This window comes from Micromonospora sp. WMMD1274 (assembly GCF_049179035.1).
GTDB classification, from domain to species: domain Bacteria; phylum Actinomycetota; class Actinomycetes; order Mycobacteriales; family Micromonosporaceae; genus Micromonospora; species Micromonospora tulbaghiae.
The window spans coordinates 5,883,773-5,897,564 of record NZ_JBMHMG010000001.1 but is presented as its reverse complement, the minus strand read 5'-3'; the positions used below and the strand labels follow the sequence as shown (position 1 = coordinate 5,897,564).

Here is a 13,792-nt window from a genome sequence, read left to right as displayed (position 1 = left end):
GCCAGCCTGCCGAGCCTCTCTGCTCGGCGGGCCAGCCACGCATGCCCTCTGACGCAAGGAGGTCACCGGTTCCACGCGCCCGGATATCGCAGACCACGACCAGCACCAACCCACACATCAGCCTGACCGAAAGGCAACTGACGATGAGAACACTCCAGAACTTCCCAATCTGCATCGAGATGACCGGGCGCACAAGCACCGCGCCCCGGATCGCACGTTTCCACACCCAGCTCGGTACGGGGACGCACCGCGTCTCGCAACTGGCGAGCGAGGGCTCGACTGACGCCCTCTGTCCGCCATCCAGCGGTCCGCAGGACCAGGGGGACGCCGTCCGTCTGCAATCGACACCGAGCCTGCGATGCCTCTTCGAGGACAAGCCCAGCCCTTGGCTTGACCCCTGGGGGACACAACGGATGGATAGACGGCCACAGCTGTCAGATGCCGCACCCGCGGGTCGTAGCGACGACCCCGTTCACCCCCGGCCCCAGCAACGCCGGGCCAACGAAAGGAAGCACGATCCATGCCCGCCCCGACCCCGAACCGGCCCGGAATTCAGACCAGGTGCCGACCCACGCCGGCCGACTGCCAACCGCACGACGCGGCGCTGGCAGCCCGGTTCGACCGACGTCCTGGACCGGCGATGAACGGCCCCGCCGCCTCCGAATGGCGGCCAGACCCGCTCCTGACCATCGACGACCTCGCGGCCTGGTTGGGCAAGCCCAAGAACACCCTCTACGCCTGGCACAGCCGAGGCAAGGGCCCTCGCGCCATCCGCGTCGGCAACACCCTGCGCTACCGGCGCAGCGAGGTCGAGCGCTGGCTCGAAGACCACACCGACGCGGAGCGGTGAACCATGGCCCGACCTGAACTGGCCATCGGCACCTCCGGAAAAATCCGGATCGAGAAACTCGGTCCGAAGAGATTCCGGGCACGCGCCCGGTTCCGCGACTACGACGGCATCACCCGCGACATCGAGGCCACCGACACCACAGGCCCGGCCGCCGAACGGGCCTTGAAGGTCAAACTCCGCGACCGTGCCACCCCCACCGACGACGAGATCACCCGCGAAACCCGCATCAGCGCCCTCGCCGAACTGTGGGTCGAAGAGATCACCGCCGAGGAACGCATCGCGCCACAAACCATCCACCGATACGCGACCAGCGTCCGCACCTCGATCCTGCCCGCCCTCGGCAACCTCCGAATCCGGGAAGCCAGCGTCGGACGCCTCGACCGGTTCCTGCGCGACATCGCCAAGGACCGCCCTTCAGCCGCCAAAGGCGTGAAGGTCGTACTCAGTCAGATGTTCGCTCTGGCCGTACGTCACGGCGCCATCCCCACCAACCCGGTCCGCGACACCGGCCGACTCCGTAAACCCCGCCGCACGGTCGTCGTCCTGACTGCCGAGCAACTCCAAGCCGTCCGTACGGCGATCCGCGAATGGCAGCGACCGATCCCTGGCAAGCCCGGGCCCCGGCACAGCGGCGACCTGGCCGACGTCGTCGACCTCATGCTCGCCACCGGCGCCCGTATCGGCGAGATCCTGGCCCTCCGCTGGGAGGACCTGGACCTCGCCGCCGAACGACCAACCCTGACGATCTGCGGAACGCTGGTCTTCATCAAGAGCCAGGGCTTCTTCCGACAGCCCTGGACCAAGAGCGACGTCGGCTACCGGAGGGTCGTCCTCCCCCGGTTCGCGGTCGGCATGCTCATGGCCCGCAAACTCACCGCCGCGGACAACCCCCACGACGCGATCTTCGCTTCCCGACGAGGCACCTGGCTCTCCCCCAACAACGTCCGCCGTCAGTGGCGCCAGGCCCGCGCCGAAGCCGACCTCGACTGGGTCACCCCGCACACCTTCCGAAAGACCGTCGCCACCCTCATCAAGGAGGAGATCGATACCAAGAGCGCGGCAGCGCAACTCGGGCACTCCAGCGAGGAGGTCACCGACACCTACTACATCGCCAAGCCGGTACAAGCCCCAGACGTATCCGGCATCCTCGAACGGCTCGGCAGCCACCCGAGCAACCAAGGATCGTCACCAGGAGAGAACGATGCACACCGATGACGAACTTGGTTGCCGCACCGCGTAAACGGGGGGTTTTCGGGGGGCGGTTCAAATCTCCATCGAAGAAAATCGAAGCCCTGACCAGTTTTCCCGCTGGTCAGGGCTTTTTCTTTGTCGGGACGGCCGGATTCGAACCGACGACCCCTTGACCCCCAGTCAAGTGCGCTACCAAGCTGCGCCACGTCCCGATGCCCCCGCCAGGTCTCCCCCGCGGCAGCCGGTACAGCTTAGCGCAGGATCTTCGCACCGTGCGCAGAGGCCCCTACCGCGCCGCGCGCCACACCCCCTAGAGCGTCCTAGGAGGGTGGCGTGCAGCGAAGAGCCCTGTCAGCCGTGGGCCTTGCCCCGGCCGCCGGGGCCCAGCTTCTTGCGGGGGCGTACCGAGATCTCGATCGGGCTGCCCTCGTAGCCGAACTCCTCGCGGAGCTTGCGCTCGACGAAGCGCTGGTAGCCGGCGTCCAGCGGACCGGTGGTGAACAGCACGAACCGCGGCGGGGCCGCCCCGGCCTGGGTGGCGAACAGGATGCGTGGCGCGCGTCCGCCGCGTACCGGGTGCGGGGTGGCCTGGACCAGCGCGGTGAGCCACTGGTTGAGCTGCGCGGTCGGGATGCGCGTCTCCCAGCTCGCCAGCGCCTTGCGCAGCGCGGGTGCGAGCTTGTCGACGGCGCGGCCGGTCTTCGCGGACAGGTTCAGCCGAATCGCCCAGGGGATGCGCCGCAGCTCCCGGTCGATCTCCTTGTCCAGGTAGTAGCGGCGGTCGCCGTCGACGAGGTCCCACTTGTTGAACGCGATGACCAGCGCCCGGCCGGACTCGACGACCATGGTGAGGATCCGCTGGTCCTGCTCGCTGATCACCTCGCTGGAGTCGATCAGCACCACGGCGACCTCGGCCGCCTCGATGGCCGAGGCGGTGCGCAGGCTGGCGTAGTACTCGGTGCCGCTGGCCTTGCCGACCCGCTTGCGCAGGCCGGCGGTGTCGACCAGCTGCCACGTCTCGCCGCCGATCTCGACCAGGCTGTCGACCGGGTCGACTGTGGTGCCGGCGACCGAGTCGACGACCGCCCGCTCCTCGCCGGAGAAGCGGTTGAGCAGGCTGGACTTGCCGACGTTGGGGCGGCCGACCAGCGCGACCCGGCGGGGGCCGCGCGGCCGGTTCTCCACGATCTTCGGCGCCTCGGGCAACGCGTCCAGGATGGCGTCGAGCAGGTCGCCGGAGCCGCGGCCGTGCAGCGCCGACACCGGGAACGGTTCACCGAGGCCGAGCGACCACAGCGCGGTCGCCTCCATCTCGATGTTGGTGTTGTCGGCCTTGTTGGCCACCAGGATCACCGGCTTGGCGCTGCGGCGCAGCATCTTCACCGCGGCCTCGTCCACGTCGGTCGAGCCGACCATGGCGTCCACCACGAACAGCACCACGTCGGCGGTGCCCACCGCGATCTCGGCCTGGGCTGCGATGGCCGCGGCCCGGTCCTTGGCGTCGGGCTCCCAGCCGCCGGTGTCCACCACTGTGAACGACCGGCCGTTCCACTGCGCGTCGTAGGGCACGCGGTCCCGGGTCACGCCGGGGATGTCCTCCACGACCGCCTGGCGGCGGCCGATGATGCGGTTGACCAGCGTGGACTTGCCGACGTTGGGGCGGCCGACCACTGCCACGACGGGCTGCGGGCCGGTCGGCTCACCGGAGTCGGCCTCCGGCTCGCGCAACTCCACCCAGCCACCGAAGTCATTGTCACTCATGCCACGCCCCGCTCCGTGAGCATCTCGCGCAAGCGAGCCACGACCTCGTCGATGCCCAGCTCGGTGGTGTCCAGCACCACCGCGTCGGGGGCCTGCTGGAGCGGGTTGACCTTGCGGGTCGAGTCGAGCCGGTCCCGGCGGGCCAGGTCGGCTGCGGTCGCCGCGACGTCGGCCGCGTCCTCGGCGCTGCGCCGCTTCGCGCGCGCCGCCTCGGAGGCGGTCAGGTACACCTTCAGCTCCGCGTCCGGCGCGACCACCGAGCCGATGTCCCGGCCTTCGACCACGATCCGGCCCGCGTCGGCGATCACCCGCCGCTGCCGGTCCACCAGCAGCTCGCGTACGGCGGCGACGGCGGCGACAGCGGACACCGCCTTGGTCACCTCGGCGCCGCGGATGGCGGTGGACACGTCGGTGCCGTCGACGGTCACGGCGTACCCCTGGGGGTCGGTGCCGATGCGGAGGTCGGCCTCGGCGGCGACCTTGGCCACCGACTCGGTGTCGGTGAGTTCCACGCCGGAGCGCAGGACCGCCCAGGTCAGCGCCCGGTACATGGCGCCGGTGTCGAGGTAGCGGGCGCCGAGGCCCGTGGCCAGTCGCCGCGACACGGTGGACTTCCCCGAACCGGACGGCCCGTCCACAGCGACCACGCATCGCCCGGCCGGTACGTTTTCCTCCACCGTTGTCCTCCTCAGCCCGTACCTCGCGGGTCGCCCGGTTTTCGGGCGCCGTTGAGCGGATGTTCCGTCTTGAATCATGCCCGCGCCGCGCGGGCGTCCCGCCGGGCCGGCGTGTGCCGGCCCGCGGACCGCGTCGAAGCCTACCGGGAGCCGTACCCCGATCGTCGGGGTCAGTCACCCACGGCCTTGAACAGGGCGGCGACCTCCGCGTTGGTCAGCCGCCGCATCCGCCCGGTGCGCAGGTCGCCGAGCTTGATCGGACCGATCGAGGTACGGATCAGGCGGCTCACCGGGTGTCCCACCTCGGCCATCAGGCGCCGGACGATGTGCTTGCGCCCTTCGTGCAGGGTCAGCTCCACCTGGGCGGTTTTGCCCAGCGTGTCGACCAGCTTGAACCCGTCGACCTTCACCGGACCGTCCTCCAGCTCGACGCCGGCGGTCAGCCGCTTGCTCAGGTTGCGCGGGATCGGCCCGGCGACCTCGGCGAGGTAGGTCTTGAGTACCTCGTACGACGGGTGCATGAGCTTGTGGGCGAGGGTGCCGTCGTTGGTGAGCAGGAGCAGGCCCTCGCTGTCGGCGTCCAGTCGCCCGACGTGGTAGACCCGCTGCTCCAGCCGCGCGCCGATGAAGTCGGCGAGCTCGGTGCGGCCCTTCTCGTCGGCCATGGTGGTGACGACGCCGCGCGGCTTGTTCATCGCCACGTAGACCAGGCGGACGTCGGCCTGCAGCCGCTCCCCGTCGACGACGATCACGTCGCGGGCCGGGTCGGCCTTGTCGCCGAGCTGTGCCACCCGCCCGTTCACTGTGACCCGGCGCCGGAAGATCAGGTCTTCGCAGGCGCGCCGGGAACCCACCCCCGCGGCGGCGAGCACCTTCTGCAGGCGCTCGGCGCCCTCGTACACGGGGGCGTCGGGCTTCGGGGCACGGTCATCGCGTCGCATCGGCAAGCTCTTCTACGTCGTCGGGGAGGAACGGGGCGAGCGGCGGCAGGTCGTCCACCGAGTTCAGCCCCAGCTTCTCCAGGAACATGGTGGTGGTCCGGTAGAGGTAGGCACCGCTGTCCGCCTCGGTGCCGCACTCCTCGACCAGGCCGCGACCCACCAGGGTACGGAGCACCCCGTCGCAGTTGACACCCCGGATGGCCGAGATGCGCGAACGGGTCACCGGCTGCCGGTAGGCGACCACGGCGAGGGTCTCCAGCGCGGCCTGGGTCAGCCGCACGGACTGCCCGTCCAGTACGAACCGTTCCACGTACGTCGCGTATTCCGGGCGGGTGTAGAGACGCCAGCCACCCGCGGCCCGGCGCAGGTCGAACCCGTGCCCTGCGGCGGTGTACCCGGCGGCGATCTCGTCGAGCATCGCGCCGACCCGCTCGGGGGCCTGTTCGAGGATCTCGGCCAGGACCAGCTCGCTGACCGGCTGGTCCACCACGAGCAGGATCGCCTCCAGGGCGCCGCGCAGCTCCGCGTCGTCCAGGACCGGCGCGGGCACCGGTTCCGGCGCGGCCCGCCGCCGTCCCCGCTTCGGGGGTACGCCGTCAGCCCCCGCTCCCCCGCTCGCCCGCTGTTCCGCGTCCTCCGTCACGCTCTCCGCCGAGATCTTGGTACGGTCCCGCCCTCCGAGGGGCGTCTCCGTACCAAGATCCCCCTGAACCGTGGCGATCTTGGAAGGAATGGGCCCCTCTGAGGGCCCTTCGCTTCCAAGATCCGCCGAGGAATCCGGTGTCGCGTCGAGATCTGCCCCCTGGGAATCGGTGGTGTCCGCGATGTCGGGGTCCGGGTGCTCGGCCGGTGCGTCGGAATCGTCCGGCGCCGGCTTGGGCGGGGCGGGGCGCTCCCACGGTGGCACCCATGCGGCGGCCTGGTCGGCCAGGGAGTCGCGGCGTTCCTGGTCGCTCATCCGTTCACTCCTGCGTCGGTGCGTGTTCGTCCGCCGCCTCGGCGGGCACGGCGGCGTCGGATGCGGCATCTGCGGCGACGTCGCCCGGCACAGCGGCGCCAGCGGACTCGGCGGCATCGCCGGCCACCGCGGCCGAGTCGTCGGCCGGGGCGGCGGGGACGGACGTGGTCGTGGGTTCGGGGCTGCCGGCGTACTCGTCGACAGTCAGCTCCGCCTCGCCGTCGACCGGGCCGGTCCAGCGGACGGTCAGTTCCTCCAGCGCCTGCTCCTGCACGAAGGCGACGAGGCCCTGCCGGTACAGCTCCAGCAGCGCCAGGAACCGGGCCACCACCTCGAGCGTCATCTCGCAGTCGGCGCAGAGCAGCGAGAACGTGGCGACCCCGGCGCGGCGCAGCCGGTCGGCGATGATGCCGGCGTGTTCCCGGACGCTGACCCGGACCATGTGCACGTGCGCGATGGAGACCTCGGGCACCGGTTTCGGGCTCATCGCCTTGACCGCGAGCTTGCGCAGCCGCTCCGGACCGATGCCGAGCACCAGGTCGGGCAGCGCCTCGGCGTACCGCGGTTCGAGGGTGACCGCCCGCGGGTAGCGTCGGCCGCCGACCGCCTCCAGCTCGGCGATGTGCGCCGCGGCCTCCTTGTACGCCTTGTACTGCAACAGCCGGGCGAACAGCAGGTCCCGCGCCTCCAGCAGCGCCAGGTCCTCCTCGTCCTCGACCTCGGCCGAGGGCAGCAGCCGGGCCGCCTTCAGGTCGAGCAGGGTGGCGGCGACGAGCAGGAACTCGCTCGTCTCGTCCAGGTCCCACTGGTCGCCCATGGCGCGCAGGTACGCGATGAACTCGTCGGTGACCTTGTGCAGCGCGACCTCGGTGACGTCCAGCTTGTGCTTGCTGATCAGCTGGAGCAGCAGGTCGAACGGGCCGGTGAAGTTGTCCAGCCGGACCGTGAAGCCACTCGTCTGTTCGCCGGTGCCCGGATCGGCGGGCACCACACCGTCGACCTCGGCGGCCAGCTCCGCGGCGACGGCGGCGTCGCCGGTGCCGTGCGGCGGGTCGAGGGGCGGTGCGGTCACCGGGAAACCGTAGACGACGCGGCGGGCGGCCGGCGTGCGACCTACCGGTCCGCCTGGGCGGCGATGACCTCCCGGGCGAGCTGCCGGTAGTTGCGCGCGCCCGAGGAGGCCGGGTCGAGGGTGGTGATCGGGGCACCGGCCACCGTGGACTCGGGGAACTTCACCGTCTTGGTGATGACGGTCTGGTAGACCTTGTCGCCGAACGCCTCGACCACGCGCTGCAGCACCTGGCGGCAGTGGGTGGTGCGGCTGTCGTACATGGTGGCGAGGATGCCTTCGAGTTCCAGGTCGAAGTTGAGCCGCTCGCGGACCTTGTCGATGGTGTCCAGCAGCAGCGCGACACCGCGCAGGCTGAAGAACTCGCACTCCAGCGGGATGAGCACGCCGTGCGCGACGGTGAGCGCGTTGATCGCCAGCAGGCCCAGCGAGGGCTGGCAGTCGATCAGGATGAAGTCGTACTCCTTGCGGATGGTGCGCAGCACCCGCGCCAGGGCCATCTCCCGGGCGACCTCGTTGACCAGCTGGATCTCGGCGGCGGAGAGGTCGATGTTCGCCGGTAGCAGGTGCAGCCCGGCCACGTCGGTCTTGATCAGGACGTCCTCGGCGGTGACGTCGTCCTGCATCAGCAGGTTGTAGACCGACAGGTCCAGGTTGTGCGGGTTGACGCCCAGCCCGACGGAGAGGGCGCCCTGCGGGTCGAAGTCGACGAGCAGCACCTTGCGGCCGTACTCGGCCAGTGCCGCGCCCAGGTTGATGGTCGTCGTGGTCTTGCCGACGCCGCCCTTCTGGTTGGCCATCGCGATGATCCGCGCCGGGCCGTGCCGGTCGGTCGGCATGGGTTCGGGGATCGGCTTGCGCATGGTGTACGCGGCCGGGTCGGCGGGGCCGAGATCGGCACCGAGCGTCGCCTGCTGCTCACGGAGCTCCGACGTCCAGGTCTCGGCACGGTCACCGTTTCCTGCCATGTCCTCGTTGCCCCCTCCCGACGACCACCCGGCGTCGGAGCCGTCCGACGTCCCTCGCGGCGCCGCTGCGCACCCCCGGTCCGTCGTACCTGGAGGCCCGCGCCGATGCCGACTGTACGCCACCGGCCAGCAGCACGTTCGGTAGCGGGTCGGCGTGTCGGCCGCCCGTCAGCCGGGTCTCCCGACGCCGGCGCTCAGCGAGCCCGGGGATGGGCTGTCGCGTACACCTCGCGCAGCCGTTCCACTGTCACCAATGTGTAGACCTGGGTGGTGGTCACCGAGGCGTGGCCGAGCAGTTCCTGCACCACTCGCACGTCCGCGCCGCCGTCGAGCAGGTGGGTGGCGTACGAGTGGCGCAGCGTGTGCGGCGAGACCGCGTCGGGTCCGTCGACCGGCAGGCCGGCGCGGGCGGCGGCGCTGCGCAGCACGGTCCAGGCGCCCTGCCGGGTGAGCGGGCCGCCGCGGGCGTTGACGAACACCGCGTGGGTGCCGCGCCCGGCGGCGAGCAGCGCCGGGCGGCCCCGCACCAGCCAGGCGCGCAGCGCGTCGGCCGCGTACCCGCCGACCGGGACCAGCCGGGTCCGGCCGCCCTTGCCGCGCAGCAGCACGGTGCCGGCGTCCAGGTCGAGGTCGTCGACGGCGGCGCCGACCGCCTCGGAGATGCGCGCGCCGGTGCCGTACAGGAATTCCAGCAGCGCCCGGTCGCGCAGCGCGCGGGCGGCGGGGTCGCCGGTGGCGCCGGGCGGGCCGGCGGCCTCCAGCAGCCGCAGGACCGCGTCGACGGGCAGCGCGCGGGGCAGCCGGCGCGGCGGCGCGGGCGGGCGGACGTCGCGGCTGGGGTCGGCGCCGGCCAGCCCTTCGCGCAGCGCGAAGCGGTGCAGGCCGCGGACCGCGCTGGCCGCGCGGGCGGCCGACGAGACGGCGAGCGGCGGGTGGTCGTCGTCGCCCGCGCGCAGCCGGGCCAGGTGGGCCTCGACCTGCGCGGGCCCGGCGGCGGCCAGGTCGTCCACCCCGGCCGCGGCCAGCGTGGCGAGGTAGCGGTCCAGGTCCCGGCGGTACGAGGCGAGCGTGTTCGCGGACAGCCCGCGTTCGACGGTGAGGTGGTCCAGGTAGGTCCGGACCGCACGGCGCAGGGCCGGCGCGGGTTCCGCGCCGGCCGCGCGCACAGCGGTCTCGGTCAGCTCAGCACCTCGTCCAGCGGCAGCACGTCCATGCCGTGCGCCTCGGCGACCGGGCCGTAGACGACCTTGCCGGCGTGGGTGTTCAGGCCCAGCGCCAGCGCCGGGTCGTTGCGCAGCGCCTGCTGCCAGCCCTGGTTGGCCAGTTCGAGGGCGTACGGGAGGGTGACGTTGGTCAGCGCGTAGGTGCTGGTGTTCGGCACCGCGCCGGGCATGTTCGCCACGCAGTAGAAGATCGAGTCGTGGACCTTGTAGACCGGGTCGGCGTGCGTGGTCGGGCGCGAGTCCTCGAAGCAGCCGCCCTGGTCGATGGCGATGTCGACGAGGACGCTGCCCGGCTTCATCCGGGAGACCAGCTCGTTGGAGATGAGCTTCGGGGCCTTCGCGCCGGGCACCAGCACCGCGCCGATGACCAGGTCCGCGTCGAGCACGGCCCGCTCGATCTCGTACGCGTTGGAGGCGACGGTCTGCAGGTGGCCCCGGTAGATGGCGTCGGCGGAGCGCAGCCGGGCCACGTTCTTGTCCAGCAGCAGCACCTCGGACTGTAGGCCCAGCGCGATGGCGGCGGCGTTCAGGCCGGACACGCCCGCGCCGATGACCACGGTCTTGGCCGCGTACACGCCGGACACGCCGCCGGGCAGCACGCCCCGCCCGCCACCGGTGCGCATCATGTAGAAGGCGCCCACCTGCGGGGCGAGCCGGCCGGCCACCTCGGACATCGGGGCGAGCAGCGGCAGCGACCGGTCGGGCAGCTCGACCGTCTCGTACGCGATGCCGGTGACCTTCCGGTCGACCAGCGCGTCGGTGCACTCGCGGGACGCAGCCAGGTGCAGGTACGTGAACAGCACCTGCCCCTCGCGCATCCGGTGGTACTCCTCGGCGATCGGCTCCTTGACCTTGAGCACCAGCTCGGCGGTGTCCCACACCTCGTCGGCGGTGGCCAGGATCTTCGCGCCCGCGGCGGCGAACTCGTCGTCGGTGATGCTGGAACCGACTCCGGCGCCTGCCTCCACGAAGACCTCGTGGCCGTGGCGGGTGAACTCGTTGACTCCGGCGGGCGTGATCGCCACCCGGTACTCGTGGTTCTTGACCTCGCGGGGGATTCCGACCTTCACGATGCAGACACCTTCCTCCGGGGCGGCTCACCCCCGACTGCGTGGCCGCGCCGGCTCCGTTGCCGGCGCGGTCCTCCTGTCCCGCCGGCGGCAGTCTAGGCCCGTGGGAAGCCCACGGACGGCAACACTGTGACATCCGGTGCCCGTTGGTCCTGACGGTGTGTCAGGCATGCGTCGGACTGCCCGGTGGAGACGCCATCCGCCGAGAGGACAAACTTCGATGACATCTTCCCACCGGCTGGGTGGCGAGGCCGACAGGACGTGAACCGATCACTATTGTGTCCGCTCATGACCACTCCTTATCAGCAGTACCCGCAGGGCGTCTCGGACAAGAGCAAGGTCGTCGCGGGTGTTCTCCAGATCCTGCTCGGCGGCTTCGGCATCGGCCGGTTCTACATGGGCGACACCAAGACCGGTGTCATCCAGCTCATCGTCACGCTCGTGACGTGCGGCTTCGGCGCGATCTGGGGCCTCGTCGACGGCATCCTGATCCTCGTCAACGGCGGTGTCGACGGGCAGGGACGCCCGCTGCGCGACTGACTTGCGGCAAACGGAAGGGGCCGCCCGGCGCGCAGTGCGCCGGGCGGCCCCTTCCGTTTGCGGATCAGCGCGGCAGCGGCGCCTCCGGGCGGCGCAGCTCGGTGAAGCCGGTGTCGCGGGCGCGGGCGGCGGCGAGCAGCCCGGCCACGCAGGACGCGTTGGTGATCTCGCCGGCCAGCACCATCCGCACCGCCTCGTCCAGGTCCACCCGCACCACCTGGAGGTCGGCCTCCTCGTCGTGCCGGTCGTGCCGCTGGTCGGCCGGCACGTCGTCCAGGTCGCGGGCCAGGAAGACCCGCACCACCTCGTCGGCGAACCCGGGCGAGCTGTGCAGGTCGACGAGCACGTCGACGCGGCCCGCGGTCAGGTCCGCCTCCTCGGCCAGCTCCCGCAGCGCGGCGGCGGCCAGGTCCTCGCCGCCGACGTCCATCAGCCCGGCGGGCAGCTCCCACAGGTGCCGGCCGACCGGGTGCCGGTACTGGCGGATCAGCACCACCTGACCGGCGTCGTCGAGCGCCACCACCGCGACCGCGCCGACGTGCCGCACGTAGTCGCGGGTCGCGCTGCCGCCACCGGGCATGGTGACGTCGTCGCTGACCACGGAGAAGATCCGGCCGGACCAGATCTCCCGGCGGCCGGTCACCTCGTACCGGTGCTCGACGCCGCTCACGGCGCCTCCCCGCACGCTCGCGCGGACCGGCCGCTCACTTCGCGGACGCCTTCGCGCCACCGCCGCGGGCGGCCTTCTTCGACGCGCCGTCCAGGTCCACCGGCAGCTGGTCGGCCTGCGAGTACGCCACTGCCGCGCCGACGAACGCGGCGAACAGCGGGTGCGGACGGGTGGGCCGGCTCTTGAGCTCCGGGTGCGCCTGGGTGGCCACGAAGAAGGGGTGCAGGTTGCGGTCCAGCTCGACGAACTCGACCAGCCGCCCGTCCGGCGAGGTGCCGGAGATGGTCAGGCCGGCCTTGGTGAGCTGGTCGCGGTAGGCGTTGTTCACCTCGTACCGGTGCCGGTGCCGCTCGCTGACCTCGGTGCTGCCGTACGCCTCGGCGACGATCGAGCCCTCGGCCAGCTTCGCCGGGTACGCACCGAGCCGCATGGTGCCGCCCAGGTCACCGCGACCGGCGACGATGTCCTCCTGGTCGGCCATGGTGGCGATGACCGGGTGCACCGCCTCCTCGTCGAATTCGAGGGAGTTCGCCCCGTCGAGGTTGGCCAGGTGGCGGGCCACCTCGATGGTCATGCACTGCAGGCCGAGGCAGAGGCCCAGCAGCGGGATGCCGTTCTCCCGCGCGTACCGGGCGGTGCCGACCTTGCCCTCGATGCCACGGACGCCGAAGCCGCCGGGGATCACGATGCCGTCGACGCCGGACAGCGCGGCGGCGGCACCCGCCGGGGTCACGCAGTCGTCGCTGGGCACCCACTTGAGCTGCACCCGGGCGCGGTGGCCGAACCCGGCCGCCCGGATCGCCTCGCTCACCGACAGGTACGCGTCGGGCAGGTCGACGTACTTGCCGACGAGCGCGACGGTGATCGTGTGCCGGGGCTGGTGCACCCGCTCCAGCAGGTCGTCCCAGCGGGTCCAGTCCACGTCGCGGAACGACAGGCCGAGCCGGCGCACCACGTACGCGTCGAGGCCCTCCCGGTGCAGCACCTTCGGGATGTCGTAGATGCTCGGCGCGTCCGGCGCGGCGGTGACCGCCTCCCGGTCGACGTCGCAGTACAGCGACAGCTTCTCCTTGACCTTGTCCGGGATCTCCCGGTCGCAGCGCAGCACCAGCGCGTCGGGCTGGATGCCGATGCTGCGCAGCTGCGCCACCGAGTGCTGGGTCGGCTTGGTCTTCAGCTCGCCCGACGGCGCCAGGTACGGCACCAGCGACACGTGCAGGTAGAAGCAGTTGTCCCGGCCCAGGTCGTGGCGGATCTGCCGGATCGACTCCAGGAACGGCAGCGACTCGATGTCGCCGACCGTGCCGCCGACCTCGGTGATCACCACGTCGGGCACCTGGCCGTCGGCGTCCGGGTCGGCCATGCCGCGGATCCGGGCCTTGATCTCGTTGGTGATGTGCGGGATGACCTGAACCGTGTCGCCGAGGTACTCCCCGCGCCGCTCCTTGGCGATCACCGCCGAGTAGATCTGGCCGGTGGTGACGTTCGCCTTGCCGGAGAGGTCCCGGTCGAGGAACCGCTCGTAGTGGCCGACGTCGAGGTCGGTCTCGGCGCCGTCCTCGGTGACGAAGACCTCGCCGTGCTGGAACGGGTTCATCGTGCCGGGGTCGACGTTCAGGTACGGGTCGAGCTTCTGCATCACCACGCGCAGTCCGCGCGCGGTCAGCAGACTGCCGAGGCTGGAGGCGGTGAGGCCCTTACCCAGCGAGGAGGCGACGCCCCCGGTGACGAAAATGTGCCTGGTCGTCCGTGCTGTTGGGGCCAAGGCCTGCTCCCGTGTCGTCCGTAGCGGTCGTGCGAACCGCCGTGCCGATCAGCAGAGTGATCACGCGATCCACGGGATTCCACGGTAACACCATCCGGACCGTGAGCCG

The 13,792-nt window shown here is 71.4% G+C and carries 13 protein-coding genes and 1 tRNA gene; 3 read left to right on the top strand and 11 right to left on the bottom strand.

The features are described from left to right. Nucleotides 1–640 precede the first annotated feature (640 nt). The gene (locus ACN27D_RS27925) at nt 641–850 is read left to right on the top strand and encodes a helix-turn-helix transcriptional regulator (RefSeq protein WP_030504821.1); all 210 of its coding nucleotides are present in this window, start codon (nt 641–643) and stop codon (nt 848–850) included. A gap of 3 nt (nt 851–853) precedes the next feature. After that, nucleotides 854–2,065, top strand: a complete 1,212-nt coding sequence (locus ACN27D_RS27920) for a tyrosine-type recombinase/integrase (protein ID WP_421500379.1) — start codon at nt 854–856, stop codon at nt 2,063–2,065. Nucleotides 2,066–2,179: 114 nt separating this feature from the next. Here ACN27D_RS27920 and ACN27D_RS27915 read toward each other — a convergent pair. From ACN27D_RS27915 to ald, 9 genes are all read right to left on the bottom strand, one after another. After that, nucleotides 2,180–2,253 (bottom strand) — tRNA-Pro (locus ACN27D_RS27915). Between the two features lie 139 nt (nt 2,254–2,392). Continuing rightward, on the bottom strand, nt 2,393–3,802 hold the full coding sequence (gene der, locus ACN27D_RS27910) for a ribosome biogenesis GTPase Der (RefSeq protein WP_120570441.1): 1,410 nt from the start codon (nt 3,800–3,802) through the stop codon (nt 2,393–2,395). After that, nucleotides 3,799–4,479, bottom strand: a complete 681-nt coding sequence (cmk, locus tag ACN27D_RS27905) for a (d)CMP kinase (RefSeq protein WP_252453470.1) — start codon at nt 4,477–4,479, stop codon at nt 3,799–3,801. Before cmk ends, der begins: the two co-directional genes overlap by 4 nt. Nucleotides 4,480–4,649: 170 nt before the next feature. Next, nucleotides 4,650–5,420, bottom strand: coding sequence for a pseudouridine synthase (locus ACN27D_RS27900; RefSeq protein WP_030274358.1), 771 nt, complete (start codon nt 5,418–5,420; stop codon nt 4,650–4,652). After that, complete coding sequence (gene scpB / locus ACN27D_RS27895; RefSeq protein WP_421500378.1) at nt 5,407–6,378, bottom strand: SMC-Scp complex subunit ScpB; 972 nt, start codon at nt 6,376–6,378, stop codon at nt 5,407–5,409. Before scpB ends, ACN27D_RS27900 begins: the two co-directional genes overlap by 14 nt. A gap of 4 nt (nt 6,379–6,382) precedes the next feature. After that, nucleotides 6,383–7,450, bottom strand: coding sequence for a segregation and condensation protein A (locus tag ACN27D_RS27890; protein ID WP_421500377.1), 1,068 nt, complete (start codon nt 7,448–7,450; stop codon nt 6,383–6,385). 41 nt (nt 7,451–7,491) lie between these two features. Continuing rightward, nucleotides 7,492–8,415 (bottom strand): ParA family protein, encoded by a 924-nt coding sequence (locus ACN27D_RS27885; RefSeq protein WP_013285595.1) that lies wholly within the window; start codon nt 8,413–8,415, stop codon nt 7,492–7,494. Between the two features lie 194 nt (nt 8,416–8,609). Beyond that, nucleotides 8,610–9,581 (bottom strand): site-specific tyrosine recombinase XerD, encoded by a 972-nt coding sequence (locus ACN27D_RS27880; RefSeq protein WP_357896216.1) that lies wholly within the window; start codon nt 9,579–9,581, stop codon nt 8,610–8,612. Between the two features lie 11 nt (nt 9,582–9,592). Then, nucleotides 9,593–10,708: an alanine dehydrogenase gene (gene ald / locus ACN27D_RS27875; RefSeq protein ID WP_018788824.1), complete on the bottom strand. Its 1,116-nt coding sequence runs from the start codon at nt 10,706–10,708 to the stop codon at nt 9,593–9,595. 225 nt (nt 10,709–10,933) lie between these two features. Here ald and ACN27D_RS27870 point away from each other — a divergent pair, with 225 nt between their 5' ends. Further along, complete coding sequence (locus ACN27D_RS27870; protein WP_254663846.1) at nt 10,934–11,248, top strand: TM2 domain-containing protein; 315 nt, start codon at nt 10,934–10,936, stop codon at nt 11,246–11,248. Nucleotides 11,249–11,312: 64 nt separating this feature from the next. Here ACN27D_RS27870 and ACN27D_RS27865 read toward each other — a convergent pair whose 3' ends face one another. After that, on the bottom strand, nt 11,313–11,918 hold the full coding sequence (locus ACN27D_RS27865; protein ID WP_421500376.1) for an NUDIX domain-containing protein: 606 nt from the start codon (nt 11,916–11,918) through the stop codon (nt 11,313–11,315). A gap of 34 nt (nt 11,919–11,952) precedes the next feature. Then, on the bottom strand, nt 11,953–13,683 hold the full coding sequence (locus ACN27D_RS27860; protein WP_120570446.1) for a CTP synthase: 1,731 nt from the start codon (nt 13,681–13,683) through the stop codon (nt 11,953–11,955). Nucleotides 13,684–13,792 lie beyond the last annotated feature (109 nt).

Coding starts and splice junctions, on each gene's coding strand:
- der (WP_120570441.1), bottom strand. CDS start 3,802: ATGAGTGACAATGACTTCGGTGGCTGGGTGGAGTTGCGCGAGCCGGAG.
- ACN27D_RS27925 (WP_030504821.1), top strand. CDS start 641: ATGAACGGCCCCGCCGCCTCCGAATGGCGGCCAGACCCGCTCCTGACC.
- ACN27D_RS27885 (WP_013285595.1), bottom strand. CDS start 8,415: ATGGCAGGAAACGGTGACCGTGCCGAGACCTGGACGTCGGAGCTCCGT.
- ACN27D_RS27920 (WP_421500379.1), top strand. CDS start 854: ATGGCCCGACCTGAACTGGCCATCGGCACCTCCGGAAAAATCCGGATC.
- scpB (WP_421500378.1), bottom strand. CDS start 6,378: ATGAGCGACCAGGAACGCCGCGACTCCCTGGCCGACCAGGCCGCCGCA.
- ACN27D_RS27900 (WP_030274358.1), bottom strand. CDS start 5,420: ATGCGACGCGATGACCGTGCCCCGAAGCCCGACGCCCCCGTGTACGAG.